The sequence below is a fragment of the Dehalococcoidales bacterium genome, from assembly GCA_028716225.1.
In the GTDB taxonomy this organism is placed as follows: Bacteria; Chloroflexota; Dehalococcoidia; order Dehalococcoidales; family UBA5760; genus UBA5760.
Genome location: JAQUQE010000015.1, coordinates 1 through 17,874 on the forward strand (window position 1 = coordinate 1; position 17,874 = coordinate 17,874).

The window sequence follows — 17,874 nt, forward strand, 5'->3', positions numbered from 1 at the left end:
GCTTCCAGAGCTTTAGAATAAAACCGGATGTAACTCGGCCGATAGTCACTGTCCTCATTGAATCCGATCCTTATGTATCCACCGGTATAATCGGTATTCGTCCGTCCGGTAGCGCACAAATCCAGATAGGCATCAGCAGTAAACACTCTAGAATTAATACGCAATGCCGATTGGTCACGCCCGTACATGTCCACGTACAGAGCGCCAATGCCGTGGTACGCAGAAGACGACAGGTATACAGTAGCGTTCCTGTCAACTCCAATGTCGTCCCCACCACCAATAGCCCCAAAAGTACTCTGGGCATGCCCACCGCTACTTGTCGCATTGAGTATAGCTGTCCCAGAACTCAACGAGTCGGTAAAAGTCGGAGATATCTGGATTTGAGACCCGTTTGTACCCGCAATCGTCTTGATCTGGATTTGAGCGGGCGACCCTGAATGTGTTCTCTCATGAATTATCTTGAAGTCCCACTGATCAAACTCTGTAGAACCTCCCCCGGCCACCGCCATAACCATTCCACTGCCATCGTTGTAGAACCTAACGTGCTCCCTGCCACCGAGAGAAGCACCCAAGACATTCGATCCGGGCCAGAAAAAGCCTGTATCAGGATCGCTGTGCCCTGAGAGCCCCGGTTCAGCAGCCGTTCCGGCCCCTACATGAACGAGATCGGCAGACGCAACAGGAACCAAATACGGAGTACCAACCTCATTTCGCGCCCAATATGTATCGCCACCCCCGCCATCGCCGAACGAAAACATCGCCCTGGCGTCTTCGCCCTGCATCAACGTTGCCCCGTTAAACCAACGTATCGTCAGATCGTTGCCGAAATACCCCAGGATCGTTATCGACGGATCAATCGGAGTCGAAGCAAACAGCTCCAAGACCGTCGATTGTGCCCCTACCGCACCCGGCGTCATCACCACACCGATCATGTAGTTGGGCAAAAGCGTAAGCGGCGTTGTGCTATCTATAGTTATCTCCGTGTTCAGCGTCCTTGAAATCAGAACAAGATCGTCGTCCATCTCCAGCTTCAATACGCCAGCATCATCATAAACACGCGCATTCGGAATCGACTTAAAAATAGTCCTAAGCGCCTCCAGCAAACCAAAGCTCGTCGCATCCACGCCGCTCATTAAGTCTTCAAACTTCTGCTGCCACAGTTGCCAATCGGCATTCCAGGCCGGAACCGGCCACTGATTTCTCGGTGTTTCAGTAATCATATGTCACCACCATCCTCGCTGGTAAGGTTGATAGTCAATGCACCCAAGACAGCAACCTGATTCTCTCCCGTCATGAAGTTACCCCCAATAACTACACCTACAGGTCCAGTCATTGAAATATTGACATGGTGCAACCCCACAAGTGGTTCAATGGCCTTATACAGATCCGAGAGATACAAAGGCTGATTGAAGTCCCGCCCCTTCATCAACCGCTTGACCGTGGCCGCAATCTGCGATCTCAACTCGTCCGGCACATAACCAGACCGAACCATCGCGCTGATCGTGATGCTTGCCGGAACGAGATTCAGAGAACCATCCACAACCTCTACAACCTGCGTCACCTCTTTGCGAGCATTCAAAAATGTCTGCAAAGCATCCATCAATCCAATAGAAGGAGCCACGTAGTTCCCATCCAAATCCAACGCCAAAATCGGAACTTGAACGTAATTCGATAGACAGTCGTCCGAAAACAATTCAGAAATCCTGAGTCTTATATCAGCTATAAGGCCCTCAACGCCCAACAACAAAGCCGCACTATCTCCGGTAAGCTGTGCAAGGTCAGCAGCTATCTGGTCAAGCAACGCCGATATGGATTCGGCATCTGAAGACATAGACTGAATCGAGGTATCCATCGTACCCCCGGAATCCAGTGCTTCTACCAAGTCGTCAAGCGGAGCCGCCGCGCTATCAAGCGCCCCCTGGATAGTCAATACCCCCGTCTGTGCCTGTTGCGCCTCCGACAACGTAGAATTTGCCGCGACAAGAAGCGAATTCAAACGCCCAACTATCTCGCTTGGAGACAATCCTCCGTTCACGTCGTTTATCAACGTCTGAATCCCGTTCGTAACCACGGCTCCATTATTTGTAACCACTGACAATCTAGCATTTGCATCCACACTATAAGCGCGTGCAGATGCCACATGGTTTTGAGCCGCCGCCGCCCATCCATACATCTCCCCCCGCAACGTCTCGAGCCCGGTAAGCACCGACTGGATATTCACCAAGAACGCCTTCGCCGACGCCGCATCCGCATTCGTACTCGTTTCAATTGCCGCCGCGTCCGCCGCAAACACCGTAACAAGCGAATCGATCTGAGTCAGCAAGTCAGTGGTAACAATATCGTCATACGACGATTTGGGATTAATTGCATAGGCTTTGGCAACCGCACCGAAAGTAGGGTCCGAAAACGTATTCGACAGCGCCTCATAATCCGGTTGCGTAATCGCCGAATCCCTGGCCGCAAATACTTGCGGTGCCCACCTACGAGCCGAATCTGGGTCTTCCGGATTCGTTCCCCCGGATATGCGATCAGGGTTCGTAACAGTAAACGTCACCGGCTGCCCCGCGATAATCAGCTTGTCCACCGATGTCTTGATCGTGTCAGCAATCACGTTGCCCTTGTCGCCATCGATAATCAGATACCGAATCTTGATCTCGGCACCCACTGGAGGAAGAGCACCAGCAATGCCATCCCCGAACCGCACAATAGGCGGATTCTGCATATAGCTGATTTCGTATTGCGGAATCGCCTCGAACGTCAAAAAATCGACCTCCGGCCACAGCGAACCGTCTACCCAAACTTCAACTTTCTGGTACGCCAAGTACCGTCCGGGGTCCACGCTCGCCAGCCTATACGTCTGGTTCTTCTCCCCGTTCGACGTGTAAGTGAGTATCCGAGACTCACCCTGTCGCACCTCCACGTTCAGTATCCCGCCCGGAGCAATAGGCAGAGGCTGCGTAACTTTTGCATACGATTCGTAGAAGAGCCCATTCGGCCCCGAATACTTCCAGCGATCCTTCATCTCGAAACCGGTAGAAGTCCCCGTCGGGAAGGTCAGCGCAACCGGACCACTAGCGGGAGCGGCCGGTCGCATCTTATACGTCAACTGCTCGACAAGCCGTTCTATCGCCGCGCTTGTCCGCGCCGTCGCCAGGAAACAATCACTCGCTGCCCTATCGAGATACCAGATCAGCGCCGCATACGCCCATGCAACAAGATCCCGCAGCATGATGCCCTGCTGAACCGTCGCATAGTCGTTGTAGACAGTCCCGTATTCTACTTTCAAGCGACGCAGCAATTCGTCTGCCATGGACGTGAAGTCGCGAGCCGCAAACTTCACCTCATTCAACATCCGCCTATCTGGGACCAGCGGGGCATATGCGTCATCAACCATTCTCAGACTCCCTGCGTCGTCGGTGTAAGAATCACTTGCTGCTCCCGTGATTCACCACCAACGGTATACACGATGTCAAAAATGATTGACACCCCAATGCCATTTTCCAGTTTTTGAGACGATGGAGTAACGCTATTCACCCGCGTCCCTGGGATATATGTCTCTATTGCGTTCGCCACCAAATTAGCCAATCTCGCCTGCTGAATCGGCGTCATGTTCTCGAACACAAACGAATAGATCGGCACGCCCAACGACGGCCTCATCACCCGCTCGCCCGGAGCCGTCATCAGCAACGCCACGATATTTACATAGGTTTTATTCTGCGGCGACACCATCGCTGGCATACCCGTCGGTCCAAGCTGATACGGAAAAGCAAACGACTTTACAATCTGTTCATCTTCCGTCGATGGCACCTTATTCAAAAACATGATCTTAACCTATCATACACAAGCACTGACTCGCAATTTCAGTCCAATGGACATCGCGGTTTTACCCCAATACTCGGCACACTCGGAAGTGCCGGAATCGAAAACGGCGCTGCAGGCACCGGTATCGCCAAGGAAACTTTCGGCTGCGTATACGTCACCCCCGGTATCTTACGGGGAAGTGTAGGAAGCCTTGGAATTGCCGGGAGTGAAAACGGTGGCTGCGGCACCGGTATCGCCAGCTTCGGCGAAGGAATGGACGGTCCTGGCACGCTAGGAACGTCTGGTGCGTCTGGCAACGACGGAACACTGAACGGTGGCTGCGGCACCGGTATCGCCAATCCCGGAACCAACGGAGTAGGTATGTGACAGCGGCTCATCTTATCTTTCCATATACAGCATCTTTATGTGTCCACCCATATTTGATCCTAGATCTTATTTTCCAATAATTTTCACCCGTATATTCTACCCACTCTGAAAGAGTTTTACCAACGCCATCAATACAGAGGACAACATTGTTGCCTTTGTTTCTACCTTGTTGTTTTCGCGTAGCCCATCGGCAATTACACGGATCATAGTTTCCATTATTATCAATTCGATCTACTGAATAATGCAAACCAGGAGAAGGCCCCATGTCATTGTAAAAATTATCAAAACTATTCCAACGCTCACAAACCCTTATGCCTCTACCGCCATACCTGTAAATAGTAAGCCTTCCGTATTTGTCTCCAGGTTTGATATCTATCCTACGCATTGCATTAACACCTTTATGATATAAACACCTTACTAGATAATTCCTTATACATCATTACCGGAGGAGTAGTGCCTGGAGTAGTTGGTGCACCAGGCGCTGATGTTGTATGTTGATGAGTCAGCCCCCACCCAAGAGCAAAAGCATTTCCTTTTATGGCAGGTTCAGAAGCACCTTTACCTAAAAAAACTACTCCTGCACTGGCCGAGAATTGCTTGTTACAATCTGTCACAACATTGTCCCCGGTCAGCACAATATCCTTGCCGTTGATCGCAATCGCACCCCCCGATTTGGTCATCAACGTCACCTTGTCCACACCCAAGAACAACATCGACCCCACCTTTCCGTCCTTGTCTACCGTTTGCAAAGTCGTCTCGTCGTCCTCTGCATTCATGTACAAGGTCGATCCGTTCTTGTTCGTAATTTGCGTATGCCCCTCTTTCGTAAATGAAATGAATTGCGGAGTCGGCTCGCCTTCACCGTCCCCGCGCACGATTGCGACCTCGAGCTTGTCCGGGTCATCGTTGAAAACCAGATAATGCCCTGCCCTTGTGCGTATCCCGCGCTTCGTCGGACCCTTGTTCTCCATATCGTCCGACTGGAAAGTCTCACTCTTCTGTCGAGTCGTGATCGTTCCCCCAATGTAGATAGGAAGTTGTGGATCGCCCCACTCAAACACGACCCATATAATCGATCCCTCTTCCGGCGGATGAAAAACTCCCGTTATCTGCCCGTCCGGAGTATCGCCCATGCCGTTCATCGAAGGTCTCATCCAAAAACCACCCGGAACATCCTCGGGATTTGGCATGTTGATCGCCGGACACGTCGCTCGAATCCTGTACCGCCCCTCCGGGTCTTTATTGTCAATCACCCGCGCTGGATAGGTTCCGTAAAAACGATTACAGAAACGCTCCAGCCCCCGCGTCACATCGCCAAGGTAGTTCTTCAGCCATTCAAGCGGGGAAATCATTTCTGCAACTGCCCCCCTGCCGTCTCCTGCTTCTCACCCGTAACCGCCTTCCATCCACGCCGGTGACAATTAAGCGTCATATTCCACGCCCCGCCCTCATACGAGTGTGTTATCCCCTGGATGAAATAGCGGTCGTTGAATAGCGCACCACACCCCCATAGCTCGCACAAGCGCCCAACATATTCGTCCGCATGGCCGATGGTCTGAATTTCCAAATCCAACCCCGGATTTCCCTGAGTCTGGAATCTCCGCGCCTGACTGTAAAATATATCGGACCCGCCCGGCATCACCGGACCTGACATGTACGTTCCTTTCTTACCGTCCGTCTTAGCTATGTCCGCCACCTTCTCCCCGACCGTCTTATCCGAGTACCGGATGTCTTGCGGTGCTGTAGCGTTCAGCCTCCCATCAATAGGCTCTTCTTGCTCTTTGGGGTCCAGCGTCTTCGATACGTCCTCACCCGTCTCTGTATCGATCCCCGACGCATCAACACCACTCGCCGATGCCGTTGGCCCCTTGGATACCCAGTTCGTAGCATCTTCCGCCGGTGTAAATCCGTAGCAAGGATACTGTCTGTTTTCTGGATTCAGTATACCGCGCAACACGTATTTGTTCACAACCGAATCTTCGAGCTTTTGTTGAAACTTGTCGTTCTCCGTGAAAATCTGCAACGTCCCCCGGTCCCCCTGGATATAGAACTTGACGTTGTTCTTTAGGCAAACTTCCTTGATCGCATCCCAAATCCCCTTGTTCGCCAACCCCCCGTAAAAATCCACGGCATTCTGATATGACACCTTGTTGGGCTTCAAGAGCTTCCAGGCGTTCAGGTTTGCCGACGCCGCATCCGTCACGGAAATCTCGTTGCCAAGCAATCTTGCCAAGCCCGTGAGCAACTTGACCGCATCGTATCCGGACTCCGCAAGCACATCCTTGGTCACGGTGTATCCGATGGTCTTCGTAGAGTCGATGCCTATCTCGAGCGTGCCCGTAAGGCCGTTGGCATCCAGCGACAAGCCCTTGCCGCCGTTTGGCAAATACCCAGCAACCCACGGCAGGAATTTCCCCGACGCATATCCTATCCGAGCCTTTACCAAGTTGTGCTGCTTGAACGGAGTGCTCTCGATAATGTCCAGCATAGGTATAGCAAATTCATAGGGAACATCGATACCCACCGACAGCTTTGGATTCGTATCAGTCATGACATACACAATCTGAACCGAAGTCAAAAACGGTCTGTCCGGCGATCCCCAATGCCACTCTTCACCGCTCTCGATGTCGGTAATGATCACTTGCGCGATGGGGTCTGTAAACGCCGATGTCATCGTTCGATATACCTATTCCCTTGTGGCAAAAACTTCGTATCGATCCAGTTCCTAGAAGGGATTTTCAGCTTTCGTCCCTTGTATAACTGAACGTCCGGCAGATCCAGATTGTTACGCGCAGCAATGATCCAGTACATTTCACTACGTTCTTCTCCCCACGCCGCCGCCGCAATCTTGTCCAGCCGCTCGTCCGGCCCCTCTACCAGATAGGTTCGCTCCGATTCTTCAACACCATCCCAGCTCGGCATCTCGAACATTGCCCTAAATCGAATCGTACTGTCCGTCTCCTCATCATACACCACCTGCTCGGGCATGAAGTTCATGAACGACAACGGACTGGCCTTCAATATGTTCTTTCTTGGATTCGGATCACTCGCCATCGTCTATTCCTATCCGGCCACCGGGGCTGGCCCCGATGTCGTAGCCCCCTTCGGAGTCGGCTTCGTACCGCTCATGATGCCCGTCTGGGTAACCAGCTCGTTGTGTATGGCCTTGAGCATCTTTCTTGTGGCCGCCGCTTCGTTCACAACCGCCATTGTAACACCCGAAAGTCCCGGCAAGCTCATCGCCAGCGCAAAGCTCTTCTTGACATCGACGTTCGCATCCGGATCTGCGGTCTCTATCTTCATCCCCATGTCGGCGACAATCCCCTCCGCAATCGACGCCAACAAGCCTTTCTTTGCCGACAACTCACGCATTTTCACAGCATAAGTGTCCAAGGCAGAAATAACAGATTCGTCCATCGCCATTTCTACCGTTTGCCGCACCATATCCATGCTGTCCGCAATCCCAAACGAGAACTGCTCCATGATTGCCTGGCCAGCCATGTACACATCACTGCTTGGCCCTTCACCGGAAAGCGGCCCCGTAATGGGTGGAGATTGCCCAATAATACTAGATGTCGCATCAGACACGGCATTATCTATCTGTGTTGTAGTGTCTTCGCTTTTGAGCTGATCCGTTATCCCTGTCACAAGCTGTGTAGCAACAGATTGCCCACCAAGTAATGCACCCTCTTGATTTGCCGCAATCAGCTCTCCTTCCCATTCCTCCATGGGCATTATAGATTGGTCGTACAGATCCTTTTCTGTAAAACCACTACCTGAAAACTGAACATTCAGAGCCTGTTCACGAGCAAATACGTCAGACTTTATTGTTTCGATATATTTTATAGTGTCTTCGAGCCGTTTTATCGTTTCGTCACTCTGTAGAACTCCGGCCTTTTTCTCTTCCGCAATTGCATCCTGCATCAACTTGGCATAATCGTCTAAATAAGACGGCATATTCATGACAGTAAGCTCCAACGACTTTCTGTCATCACTCATTATTTTCTTGGACCCTTCAAGCCCCCGTGATACCAGATCCTGTCCGGTCAGCTTGTCTTCTATGTCCGTAACAAATTTTCCAATCTTTTCCCCTAAACTAAGCCCAGCCATTCCCGCCAACGCCACAATACCAGACACAGGATTAGAAAGAGCAAGCATGAACGCCGCGCCACCCATCGTGGCCATCGTGGAAATCTCACCACCGCCCATGCCCGAAAACAAACCGCTCACCATGGACTTCACCATCCCGATCAGGCTCGGAAGTATCGTTTTGAAAACGCCCACCAACGTCGTTCCCAACGCAGCCCAGTCCACATCCTTTGCAAGTATGTCCGCCAGTTTTTGCAAAACTCTTGCAGCCCCGTTCAAGATAGCTTCCCAAGGAAATAGCGACACGACAAATTCAAAAGCCTTGGTCAAACCGTCGGCAATGTCCTTGAATATCCCACTCTCTTTGATCCCCGTGAATGCCTTCTTAAACCAGTTGAAAACGCTTTCCACTCCCGTTTTGAACTTCGTCCACAGTTCGCCCCAGTTGATTCCCTTGAGCATTCCGCTGATTTTTTCCTTCATCCCGCCAATAATGGAATCGAACGGGCCAAGAATCGATTTCCTCGCCTTGTCATCCATCACGAACAGTCCGGCGATCCCGGCACCCGCCGCAATGCCCCCGAGCGGTCCGAACATCCCGAGCATCTGCATAATCGGTGACAGCTCATCCCCGAACTTACCGAGCGTCTTGAATACGAGTCCGGCTTTGGCCCCGAACGCTGCCGCATTCTTTACGCCGTCCTTCGTATTCGATGCGAACGACGCAAAAAGTCCGCTTATCCCCATTTGCTCGTAGTTCGATACCGCTTTCACAAAAGGCCCCCACGTCTCGTCAGAGCCCAATCGCTGAATCTCCTTGCCAGCCTCCCGCATACCCGCGATCTGGTCCTTCACGTACCCGCGCACGTCCTTACGCGCTACACTACGGACCATCATGTCGAACTGCTCTTGTGCTCGATTGTACGTATCCTGCAGCGTCAATCCAGAGCTGTATGCGTCCTTCCCAAACTGGTTCAATGCGCCGGACCCCTTGACAGTCAGCTTGTCCATCGCAGCCAACGCAGTCGTACTCTCGTTTGTCCCAGCCGCAAGGAACGCCAAGCCCTTCGCCCCCTCGCCCAGGGACGCACTGAAATCCGCGAGCGACCGCTGTACCCCGGTCCTCTCGTCCGCACTCATCTTGGAGAACAACTCATTGATCTTTTGTACCCCAGCCACGGAATCCCGGCTGCCTGTCGCGATGATCTCCCGCGCCTCGTCAAACCCGACTCCGAGCTGCATCATGTACTTCAACAACGGGTTCTCACTCAAAGCCCGGTCATCGCCAATACTCAGTGCCCGCGTGATCGCGACATCCTGCTCCGCGAACATCTTGGCCACGGCATTCCCGCTGGTCACCGCGTCCTCTTGGTTCACGCCCATCTTTAAGAACGCACCGGACAACCGAGCCGACGACTCCATGAGGCCCTGTATTTCTTTCGACGACCGCTGCATTGTTGGAGGAAGTGACTTGAATATTCCTCCAATCTCGTCCAACGCACCTTTCGCACCCTTTAGCGGCCCCAGCCCTGTACCTGTCGCCTTCCCAATTGCCGTCATGTTGTCCAGGAACTTGGCAGCGTCCTTCGGTGCCGCCCCCCACGACGCTGTAAGGTCACCAAGAATCTCAGTATAATCCTGCATCGGAACGCCGGTCGTAGATACGACCTTGACCCAATCCTGGGTTGACATTCCAAGCGAGTCCATAGCCTCTTTGGCCCCCTTGTTGGCAACGTGCATCGTCTTCATCACGTCCGCAACAGTATCCGCGCTCGTGTTCATTCCGTAGGCAATACCTGCCGCCCGCGACGCAAATGCCTTCATTTCCTTACCGGTCAGATTCAACGTCGCAGCCACTGGCTTTGTCGTCTGCAACAGCCCCGTCATCGTGGCTTCTAAGCTGGAAGTAAGGTTTCCCGTCTCTCCAGTCAACGTCTTCATGTTCGCCGCGATATTCGCTACGTTGAACTGAGTTACCCGCTTCATTAACCCTTCCATTGCCCCAGATGTTTTCTTCCTAAAACCTCCCGCTTCTTTGCCCGTATCGTCTAGCTCGTCACCCAGTTTTTTAACTGACTTTGTTGCATCATCTGTATTTTCTATAAATTGACCAAGTTCATCGCGTTTTTTGCCAAACGTTTTTTTGAAAATCACACTAAATTTCTGAATACCTCGGCTGGCCAAGGACATCCCTGCATCAACACCCTTGCCAAATATATCCTTGGTTACAGAAGCAACATGCTCAAGCTCGTTACCAACCAATTTCATAACCTGTTGTGATTTCTCGCCAAGTTTGCCGAGGCCATTTCCTATCACCTCAATATGCGGCATTGCCGTATTACGAAGAACCGCATATGCCTGTCCCATTTTGAACAACGGTTTATATGTAACTTCACCAGCCTTAACCATTGCCTTCCCAATGGACTGACCAACACTATAGGCCATATCCTCGGCCTGGCCGACCACCGTATTCCGAGCCGCCCCGAGTGACCGCCCGAACTCAACCACTGAATTTTCCATTTCCATGGTCGCTCTACCAAAAAAATGGCCTAACCCTACCGTCACATCCTCGATTCGCTTATTTATTTTATCCACCTCGCCAACCACAGCGTTTCGGGCCGCTCCAATCGATCTCCCAAGTATAACCGTCTGCCCTTCAAGTTCAGCGTTCAGCTTGTCGACAACCTTTGCGGCCCCTCCCGCAATCTTGTTCTGCTTCTCCAAGAGCCAGTTGACGGAATCGAGTCCCTTGATCGTATCCCCAAGGGTCTGCTCGAACCCTACGTCCCGCGCCCCCATCTCAAATGCAAACCCGAGGAAACTCATTTTACTGCAAAGGTAGCGCACTCAAGTGCGCGTGCTACCGTCTCCGTCTTGGTCGAAGTTTTGGCTGTGAAGCCCGTGCGTTCGCGTGCGCCTTTTCCATCGTGACTTTCCGGTCTATGAACCGCTTGCGCCGCGAATACGGGATTGCCATCGAAGCCTCGTAGGACTGACCCTGCTTCTCCATCAAGAAGAAGATTTCGTCTTCCAAGGCTTCTACTTGGCCGAGGGGAAGAAAAAACTTGATTGCCCCACGTCCATGTGGCCTTGCCACGTATGGTTGCACTCGTCACAGTCAAACTCCACCTTCGTGTCGATGGAACCTTCTTCCCGCTCGAACAACTCCCGCAGGAATGTCCGATCCTTGGTCGACAAGGATTTCAAGGCAGTGGATGCCTTGCGGTAGTCCCGGTTCCGGTCAATTTCAACATCCCCAACGGAGTCAACCCGAGCCAATAATCCCAACGTAAGACGATCATTCTTCTTCGACTTTTGAGCAGTCAGCCATTCTTCATCCGTGGCCCTGATTACATGCCACTTTACTTCCTTCCCGCTTGGAAGGGTATCCGTCCGGTCGCGCAGCATCCGATTCGGCATCGGCACCACATCGATCTGCTTGAGGTCCAGTGTCACATGCTGCTCGACCCTGCAATTCGGACACGTCACGTTGCAGTCGTAGAAATCACCGAGAGACACCCTGCGAATTGCCAGGAGCACGACCATCCTGTCATGCCCGGTCAAGTCCGCCGCCGCCTTTTGGAGTGTAGCCCGGTCGCCGATACCCCCGAGCTGCACCAAGCAATTCCCGACGACCGCATTCAGCCGTGCGATGATCGATCCCGACGATGCCAAGATGTCTTCCTCGTATCCCCGCATTTCCCGGACGACCGCCGTCGTATGGATCTCTTCGCCCTGAATATATCCACACGGCAACTCCACTGCCAGACAGCCGGGAGCTGGATCTAGAACGTGTCCCTTCGTGCGGTCTTGAACCAACGCCACCGTTTCAGCCCCCTCTTCCCCTTGGGGCTCTTCAGCCGTTTTCAGCTCTTCTTTCGACATCCTCTTCCTCTTTCTCATAGCCTTCAACAAGTCGCTTCGTTTCACGGACACGCCTCTCTACGAAATCCAAAATCAAGGATCGAATAACATCACTTACATTTCTACCGTCAGCCTTGCATTGCCGCAAGAACCGCTGATACACCCCGTCATGGATTTCGACATTCAGTCGAGGCATGTGTCAATTATGAGTAAATCCGACGCATATCGCAACTTGTTTCACTCAAACATCACAAATAAATGTTGACAAATCCATATCGGTTATTATGATTCAAAAAGGAGGTGCCATATGTCCGTAGAAAAAAAGATCATTCTGTCTCAATTCGGAATCGGCGGTCCAAGCTGTCCGTGTTGCTCAGACAGACCCGGATCGTATGCACGCCGCAAATCTTTTCGCAACGGTCGCCGCCTCGCGAAGAAAGCAGCAATCAAAGAAGGTATGGAGGGATAATGAGCCACATAAGCTCCGAAGCAAAACTACTGTATGGCTTCCGCGTCAAGCGGGGAGAATTCGCAAATATCATCCAAGGCAGACTCCAAGAGCTTAAAATGTGTCCCGACGAATGGGAGATAGACTTCGACTGGACAACCGTATATGCAAAGGTCGTCCACGACACCGACAGCATGTCGACTACCAAAATAGTCGAGGAATCCGGCTGTGATATTTCATTCCTCGGACAGCCAGACGAACCTGACTGCTTCATCCACATGACAACAATCCATTCGGCAAAGCCAAATCAACCGTTTTTCCTGGAAGAAAAGCATTTGAACGCAGCCATCAATGCAGACGGCATGATAGCAAATTTCTGTCAAATATTCAGAATCATTCCTGAAAAATTCCAATGGATTCTCGTCGCCAGCTACGGCTAAAAAAATAAAAAAATAGTCCTTTTATCCGTTGACAAACTCATTCTAGGTTGTATACTATATTTAGGTAACGAGATGCCCCGTAAGATTCGGGAGAAAGAGTTGGCCAATGTCCAAGAAAACCGAAATGTTGCTCGCTCAGATTAACATGGTTGATTCCATGTCGTCTGAAGCGGCCGAATACGGCGACGATGAACTCATGGCGGAACTCGCCTCGCTCAAGGACGAGGCGTTCGATCTGTTCGCCGATTACACCGACTATTCGGAAGACCTCTGGGGAGTCCACTAATGGGCGTCAGCTTTTCAATACGTGGACATTCAGATTTCGAGAAAGACCCTCATTTCTCAAACGTCAACGCCAGGCAAATCATGGATATGCTCAGCGTCTTTTGCAATCCCAATGACGGTCTCTGCGGCGAAATCGCTGACAAAGAAATCGACCGCGTGGCCAAGCTGGCCATGTTCCATCTCAACGTCGAAAACCAGAACTACTCGACCGAGGACCATTGGCATTCACCGAGATGTGTTACTCTCGGTACTTCGGACGAACACGTCCGGTATCGTCTTAGGGCAATACTCGAACTCTGCGTAAAAGCAAAAAGGCTCAGCCAAAGCATAACCTTTGGTTGAAACAGAATTGAGTTTATGCCTTCGGGCGCTTTAACAAAGGAGAGAGTCATGGATTACAATTCGTACTTGAGAGTAGATGGCACCATCCGGAAGGGATGGACGGATGAGCCAGCAGCCGCAACCGACCGACGGCTGTATAACATGGGACCATTACGCCGTCGATACGCCGTCGGTGAGCGGCTGCAGCATCGGCGGCTCGGTACGCTCATATGTGTGGCGTGTAAGCGTCTAGTGAACGAGGACCAATGCGCGGATTGGGGCGGTCCGAGCTTCGGAGGGGATTTCGTCCATGCGGAGGACTAATTACGAGCGCAACCGCGTCCGATCCGTGCTCGAATTACAAGAAGAGAATGACCGATGATAAAATTTAATATTTATCGAAACAAATCCGATAACTGCTACATAGCGACGGTAGTCCCAAACTATGTTGGCGTCCATGACACGCTGGACGAATGCCGCCAACTATACGGTTCGCCGGTAGACTATTGCCAAAGGTACGATATTGGGGATTTGCCCCGAAAATGGCGCGGCAAGCCCCTAAAACTCGTCACCTTCGATGAAACGAGGTTGTTCGAGCATTAGGGCATCAACCGGCATTGCCCGGTTTTAAGGGGCAATTTCGCCCCGTCAAATCCGGCCACAGAGCCGGGAGAAAGGCATACGCCATGAATCCGAGAACCATGACCGCAATCATCGACAGCAAAAGGTACAACACCGAAACCGCCACCCTCATCAGCGGAAACGACTACTGGGACGGCCACAACTACGAACGCCACGGCCGCAATACGTTTCTCTACCGAACGGCGAAGGGCGCATACTTCGCCGTCCATCAAACCTGTTGGCAAGGCGAAAATGACTCCATAGAGCCGCTATCCGAGGATGAAGCCGTCAAACTGTACGAGAGCCACGACAGAGGCGGCGATTGCCGCCTGAGCTTCGAGGATGCCTTTCCCGGCATCCAAATCGAAGAAGCATAATCCGCTTGTAGCTATTCCGCCCCGAAACCGGAACGTCCGAGATCCCTGATTGCAGTCTTGGCCGCCGTTGTCCCCTGAACCCCCACGCCCTTGCTCGAGAAGAACATCTTCAGCACTGGAATGAGCGCATTCGATAGTTCAGCCACCCCAGCCTCGTCGACACCCTCGGACGCCAGCAACCTCTCGACCCTCGGCGACCACAGCATCGCCTCGACGATCCTGTTCACCTTGCTCAGCGAGATAGACTCCTCATCCATCTTCTTCTCGCCAATACTCCGGGTCGGCACCCTGCCGCCTTGCCCGAAGTATTTCTTGACGATCATGTAGAATCCCTGCTTGAGTGTCGCCGCTACCGAAGGTCCGTCAAGATCGTACCTGAACATAAGCCGCTCATATTCGGGCCGATTCATGGAAAGGAACTTGTCGAAGAACGCATCCCACCTCTGGCGATTGACGATTCCCGCCGAATTTGGCGGATTGGTCTCCGGCAACCCCTTCGCGTTCGCCGCCATCGCCGCATATTCGTATGGGTCGACCGTGAATGTCCCGATGTCGAAACGCCCCTTGAAATACCGCTTGAGCATTTCGGTAAAATACTCCCGGAGATTTTCCTGGACCTGAATGCTGTTGTATCCCCGCTTATCGAGTAGATCCAGGAAGCGGCCCCACGAATTCGACGTGAACATCTTGTCGAGTAGCTTGCGAAACGTTTCAGGCCCTATCGACTCTTGAACAGCAAGGGTCTCCATGTTTTCGATAATGACTTTCATTTCTCGCTCTTCGGTCATCGTATTCTCCTCTTTCAAGCCCCTCGCCGGAGCCTCAAACCTTCCTCGGAATTATTGACGGTATCGGTCCCGTCTTGTCGTTGGAAAAAAAGTGTTTCCTGCCCCGAATCGTCCGCCATACACCGCCCTTATCACCAAGCTTGTGTTGGCGCTTGTCCTTTGCCTCGACCACGGCGTCACCATCCGGCACAAACAGCTCATAGACACCCGCCGTGAGCTTTCGCTTCCTGCTTCCAGTCGGAGTTATCTCCTCAATGTCATCGACATCGATCACCTCACCCGGAAACACGCGCCGAAGCATCCAGCCAAGGGGTATCATGACGCCAGCTATATTTGCAGAAGTCGTTGTCATCTTATTTCCATTGTCAGTTTTTGCATGTTTCTTCCGGAACCAAGACGACTTTCACGCCCTTCTTGGTGCGAAGTAGGTCCACAAACCGCAAATCGTTGTGTTCCAAAAATCTTTTCTTAACCTGTCGTCCTACAAGCATCGCATGACGTCCTTCGATAAGCATCTGGAACGTCGGCTGGTCGCCCCTGAACTTTACCTCAAACAGGAACTCGTCGATTTCTCGCCCCTTAGTAGCCCGCTCCCCGGCGGCCTTGAGCGACCTGAAAATCGCACGCTCATCGTGAGTCAGCGACTCATCCTGAACCTCTTCTTTTTCGGACAAGAACTCAGAAAGTCTTTCTGATAACTTCATATTGCGTCCTTTATCCTGTTTTTACGCATTTTTCTAAACATTCGGTTCATCGATGCCACCTTTACAAGTCCATCCGCCGTCGTCCGTATCCACTTCATCGACTCCCTAAATCTATCAAGCAACGCCGGAATAGGATTGTCAATATTATCAAGCCGAAAGGCATCCTGATACCAAAATCCCAAAGCATCCCGCGTCCATTCTACAAGCACCGATATCTTGAATTGCATATCGTCCGGCACATACATGGTCACCCTGTACCTGCCAATCAAATCGCCATCCGCATCTGGAAGCTGAGATACCATCTTCACCATGGTGCCGCCTGGAATCGTGCGCGGACTGTATATCTTCTCCCTGTACAACCGCCTCCCTGCGCTTTTTGCCAACGCCTGCATGGACCGTTTCGCAATATCCGATCTGGTTTCAACTTGCCCCATCCGATCATTACCTGAAAGTCATCTCTTTCTTCAACTTCCCGAGGTCGCCACGGAAACCTTCTATAACATCCTTCCATCGAGAAAGCTCCGCGTACATGTTGTGCGGCAAGGCATCCATGGTTGCTTTCTCAATCAATGATTTCATTCCACCAGCTCCTTGGCCACGTTCTTCTTCGTTTTTTCCTTTGCAGCCTTTGTGCCCGCGCCCACGTCCGCGATCCCCTGGCCTACGAGATACGTCCCAAGCATCGCAATCGCCGAATACACAGCCGCTTCCGATATGGGTTTTCCCAAGGCGTCATTGACTATGATCAAGAGCGCCGCCAAGATACCGACGATCAATTTCCGCGATTTTAGCTTTTCCATCGTCTACCTCCTAAGCGTACCGACCTTTGTACTTGCCGCGTACCCCCACTATCTCCATGACGCTATACAGAAACTTGACCGGATCATTCCTTATCATCCTTTGCAGCCCAACAACCACGTCATCCTCTCGTTCCCGCGCGTCCCAGTCATCCTGTTGGGAAAGAGCCCGGAGTTGATCGAACGCACTTTCTATCGCACGTCTCATCTTGGTATCAAACCCAAGAACCCCCTCCGTCTGTGCCACTTCCAATTTCTCTATTAGTTTTCGCATGGTAATTATCCTGTTCTCAAACAGCTTGGCCTCGTCACGCAGGCCCATACCCTTCATGATCTTCGCCAAGACAGATTTCTGTTTCAGCGACAACCGAAGAGGAGTCTTTCCAGTCAATCGAAACATGGACTGCAAGAATTGGTTGTTTCTATCCCGTGCATGGGCCGTAGCAATCGCCCGGACCATCGCTTCCTCTTCCGGTGTCCGATTGCGCCAAGATTGGTCCGGCATCGATCCGCGAAACTGAGACCCTTTATGGATACCCAGGTAAGACTTCCCTACAAACCAGGAATTACCCTCGTCATCGTGGGCCATGCCCCGGTCATCTACGTAGACATCTGACTCGTCAATCTGCATCTGTGTACGGAAGCCCATTAGCAAATTCGCTAATATCGTCAGCTATTTTTCTTCTGTGACCCTCGAAAACCCCCGCAAACCGTGTGCCCTTTGCACCTTGAGCCAAATACCAGAGTATACTCCCCATGAACCCAGCCAGCATCTGTACTGTCCCCTGCAACGCGCCATCTTTGACACTCCGTGAAAACCCAGAAGCTGAACCAGAAATATTACGCTCAATATCCTTTAGCGCACCGAAAAGAACCCTTTTATCGACACCATGCCCCGCCTCGTCCAAGACACTCTGTATTCGCTCGATCATCCGATTCATTGCCGCACCTC

General features: G+C 51.9%; 23 protein-coding genes. 6 read left to right on the top strand and 17 right to left on the bottom strand.

Annotation, left to right across the window (positions count from 1 at the left end):
* The 9 genes from PHI12_08935 to PHI12_08975 form a co-directional block, all read right to left on the bottom strand.
* On the bottom strand, nucleotides 1-1,220 hold a 1,220-nt coding region (locus tag PHI12_08935; GenBank protein MDD5510923.1), incomplete at its 3' end, for a hypothetical protein.
* Nucleotides 1,217-3,394, bottom strand: a complete 2,178-nt coding sequence (locus tag PHI12_08940) for a hypothetical protein (GenBank protein ID MDD5510924.1) — start codon at nucleotides 3,392-3,394, stop codon at nucleotides 1,217-1,219. The genes PHI12_08940 and PHI12_08935, both read right to left, overlap by 4 nt.
* Before the next feature lie 2 nt (nucleotides 3,395-3,396).
* Complete coding sequence (locus tag PHI12_08945; GenBank protein ID MDD5510925.1) at nucleotides 3,397-3,822, bottom strand: GPW/gp25 family protein; 426 nt, start codon at nucleotides 3,820-3,822, stop codon at nucleotides 3,397-3,399.
* Nucleotides 3,823-4,195: 373 nt separating this feature from the next.
* Nucleotides 4,196-4,573, bottom strand: a complete 378-nt coding sequence (locus PHI12_08950) for a hypothetical protein (GenBank protein MDD5510926.1) — start codon at nucleotides 4,571-4,573, stop codon at nucleotides 4,196-4,198.
* Between the two features lie 13 nt (nucleotides 4,574-4,586).
* On the bottom strand, nucleotides 4,587-5,540 hold the full coding sequence (locus tag PHI12_08955; protein ID MDD5510927.1) for a phage baseplate assembly protein V: 954 nt from the start codon (nucleotides 5,538-5,540) through the stop codon (nucleotides 4,587-4,589).
* Nucleotides 5,537-6,862, bottom strand: a complete 1,326-nt coding sequence (locus PHI12_08960) for a hypothetical protein (GenBank protein MDD5510928.1) — start codon at nucleotides 6,860-6,862, stop codon at nucleotides 5,537-5,539. Before PHI12_08960 ends, PHI12_08955 begins: the two co-directional genes overlap by 4 nt.
* Nucleotides 6,859-7,242, bottom strand: coding sequence for a hypothetical protein (locus PHI12_08965; protein MDD5510929.1), 384 nt, complete (start codon nucleotides 7,240-7,242; stop codon nucleotides 6,859-6,861). The genes PHI12_08960 and PHI12_08965 overlap by 4 nt, the downstream gene beginning before the upstream one ends.
* A 9-nt stretch (nucleotides 7,243-7,251) precedes the next feature.
* Nucleotides 7,252-11,103, bottom strand: coding sequence for a hypothetical protein (locus PHI12_08970; protein MDD5510930.1), 3,852 nt, complete (start codon nucleotides 11,101-11,103; stop codon nucleotides 7,252-7,254).
* A 213-nt stretch (nucleotides 11,104-11,316) separates the two neighbouring features.
* A complete protein-coding gene (locus tag PHI12_08975) occupies nucleotides 11,317-12,162 on the bottom strand; it encodes a hypothetical protein (GenBank protein MDD5510931.1) in 846 nt (281 codons plus the stop codon).
* A 447-nt stretch (nucleotides 12,163-12,609) separates the two neighbouring features.
* Here PHI12_08975 and PHI12_08980 point away from each other — a divergent pair, with 447 nt between their 5' ends.
* The 6 genes from PHI12_08980 to PHI12_09005 all read left to right on the top strand — a co-directional run bounded on the left by PHI12_08980 (nucleotide 12,610) and on the right by PHI12_09005 (nucleotide 14,633).
* Nucleotides 12,610-13,029 carry a hypothetical protein gene (locus tag PHI12_08980; GenBank protein MDD5510932.1) on the top strand — a complete coding sequence of 140 codons (420 nt, stop codon included), beginning with the start codon at nucleotides 12,610-12,612 and terminating at the stop codon, nucleotides 13,027-13,029.
* A gap of 106 nt (nucleotides 13,030-13,135) precedes the next feature.
* Nucleotides 13,136-13,315, top strand: a complete 180-nt coding sequence (locus PHI12_08985; GenBank protein MDD5510933.1) for a hypothetical protein — start codon at nucleotides 13,136-13,138, stop codon at nucleotides 13,313-13,315.
* Nucleotides 13,315-13,656 (top strand): hypothetical protein, encoded by a 342-nt coding sequence (locus tag PHI12_08990; GenBank protein ID MDD5510934.1) that lies wholly within the window; start codon nucleotides 13,315-13,317, stop codon nucleotides 13,654-13,656. The genes PHI12_08985 and PHI12_08990 overlap by 1 nt, the downstream gene beginning before the upstream one ends.
* 48 nt (nucleotides 13,657-13,704) lie before the next feature.
* Entirely contained in the window at nucleotides 13,705-13,959 is a 255-nt protein-coding gene (locus PHI12_08995) for a hypothetical protein (protein ID MDD5510935.1), read from the top strand.
* Nucleotides 13,960-14,013: 54 nt separating this feature from the next.
* The gene (locus PHI12_09000; protein MDD5510936.1) at nucleotides 14,014-14,238 is read left to right on the top strand and encodes a hypothetical protein; all 225 of its coding nucleotides are present in this window, start codon (nucleotides 14,014-14,016) and stop codon (nucleotides 14,236-14,238) included.
* 83 nt (nucleotides 14,239-14,321) lie between these two features.
* On the top strand, nucleotides 14,322-14,633 hold the full coding sequence (locus PHI12_09005) for a hypothetical protein (GenBank protein MDD5510937.1): 312 nt from the start codon (nucleotides 14,322-14,324) through the stop codon (nucleotides 14,631-14,633).
* Nucleotides 14,634-14,644: 11 nt separating this feature from the next.
* Here the strand turns inward: PHI12_09005 and PHI12_09010 are convergent, their stop codons facing one another.
* The 8 genes from PHI12_09010 to PHI12_09045 are packed head-to-tail and all read right to left on the bottom strand — an operon-like array spanning nucleotide 14,645 to nucleotide 17,863.
* Nucleotides 14,645-15,421, bottom strand: coding sequence for a hypothetical protein (locus tag PHI12_09010; GenBank protein ID MDD5510938.1), 777 nt, complete (start codon nucleotides 15,419-15,421; stop codon nucleotides 14,645-14,647).
* Nucleotides 15,422-15,455: 34 nt separating this feature from the next.
* Nucleotides 15,456-15,773: a hypothetical protein gene (locus PHI12_09015; protein ID MDD5510939.1), complete on the bottom strand. Its 318-nt coding sequence runs from the start codon at nucleotides 15,771-15,773 to the stop codon at nucleotides 15,456-15,458.
* Between the two features lie 13 nt (nucleotides 15,774-15,786).
* Complete coding sequence (locus tag PHI12_09020) at nucleotides 15,787-16,125, bottom strand: hypothetical protein (GenBank protein ID MDD5510940.1); 339 nt, start codon at nucleotides 16,123-16,125, stop codon at nucleotides 15,787-15,789.
* Nucleotides 16,122-16,559, bottom strand: coding sequence for a hypothetical protein (locus PHI12_09025; GenBank protein ID MDD5510941.1), 438 nt, complete (start codon nucleotides 16,557-16,559; stop codon nucleotides 16,122-16,124). Before PHI12_09025 ends, PHI12_09020 begins: the two co-directional genes overlap by 4 nt.
* Nucleotides 16,560-16,566: 7 nt before the next feature.
* Nucleotides 16,567-16,704 carry a hypothetical protein gene (locus PHI12_09030; GenBank protein MDD5510942.1) on the bottom strand — a complete coding sequence of 46 codons (138 nt, stop codon included), beginning with the start codon at nucleotides 16,702-16,704 and terminating at the stop codon, nucleotides 16,567-16,569.
* Entirely contained in the window at nucleotides 16,701-16,925 is a 225-nt protein-coding gene (locus PHI12_09035; GenBank protein ID MDD5510943.1) for a hypothetical protein, read from the bottom strand. Before PHI12_09035 ends, PHI12_09030 begins: the two co-directional genes overlap by 4 nt.
* A gap of 10 nt (nucleotides 16,926-16,935) precedes the next feature.
* Nucleotides 16,936-17,571: a hypothetical protein gene (locus PHI12_09040; protein ID MDD5510944.1), complete on the bottom strand. Its 636-nt coding sequence runs from the start codon at nucleotides 17,569-17,571 to the stop codon at nucleotides 16,936-16,938.
* Nucleotides 17,543-17,863 carry a hypothetical protein gene (locus PHI12_09045; GenBank protein MDD5510945.1) on the bottom strand — a complete coding sequence of 107 codons (321 nt, stop codon included), beginning with the start codon at nucleotides 17,861-17,863 and terminating at the stop codon, nucleotides 17,543-17,545. The genes PHI12_09040 and PHI12_09045 overlap by 29 nt, the downstream gene beginning before the upstream one ends.
* Nucleotides 17,864-17,874: the final 11 nt, after the last annotated feature.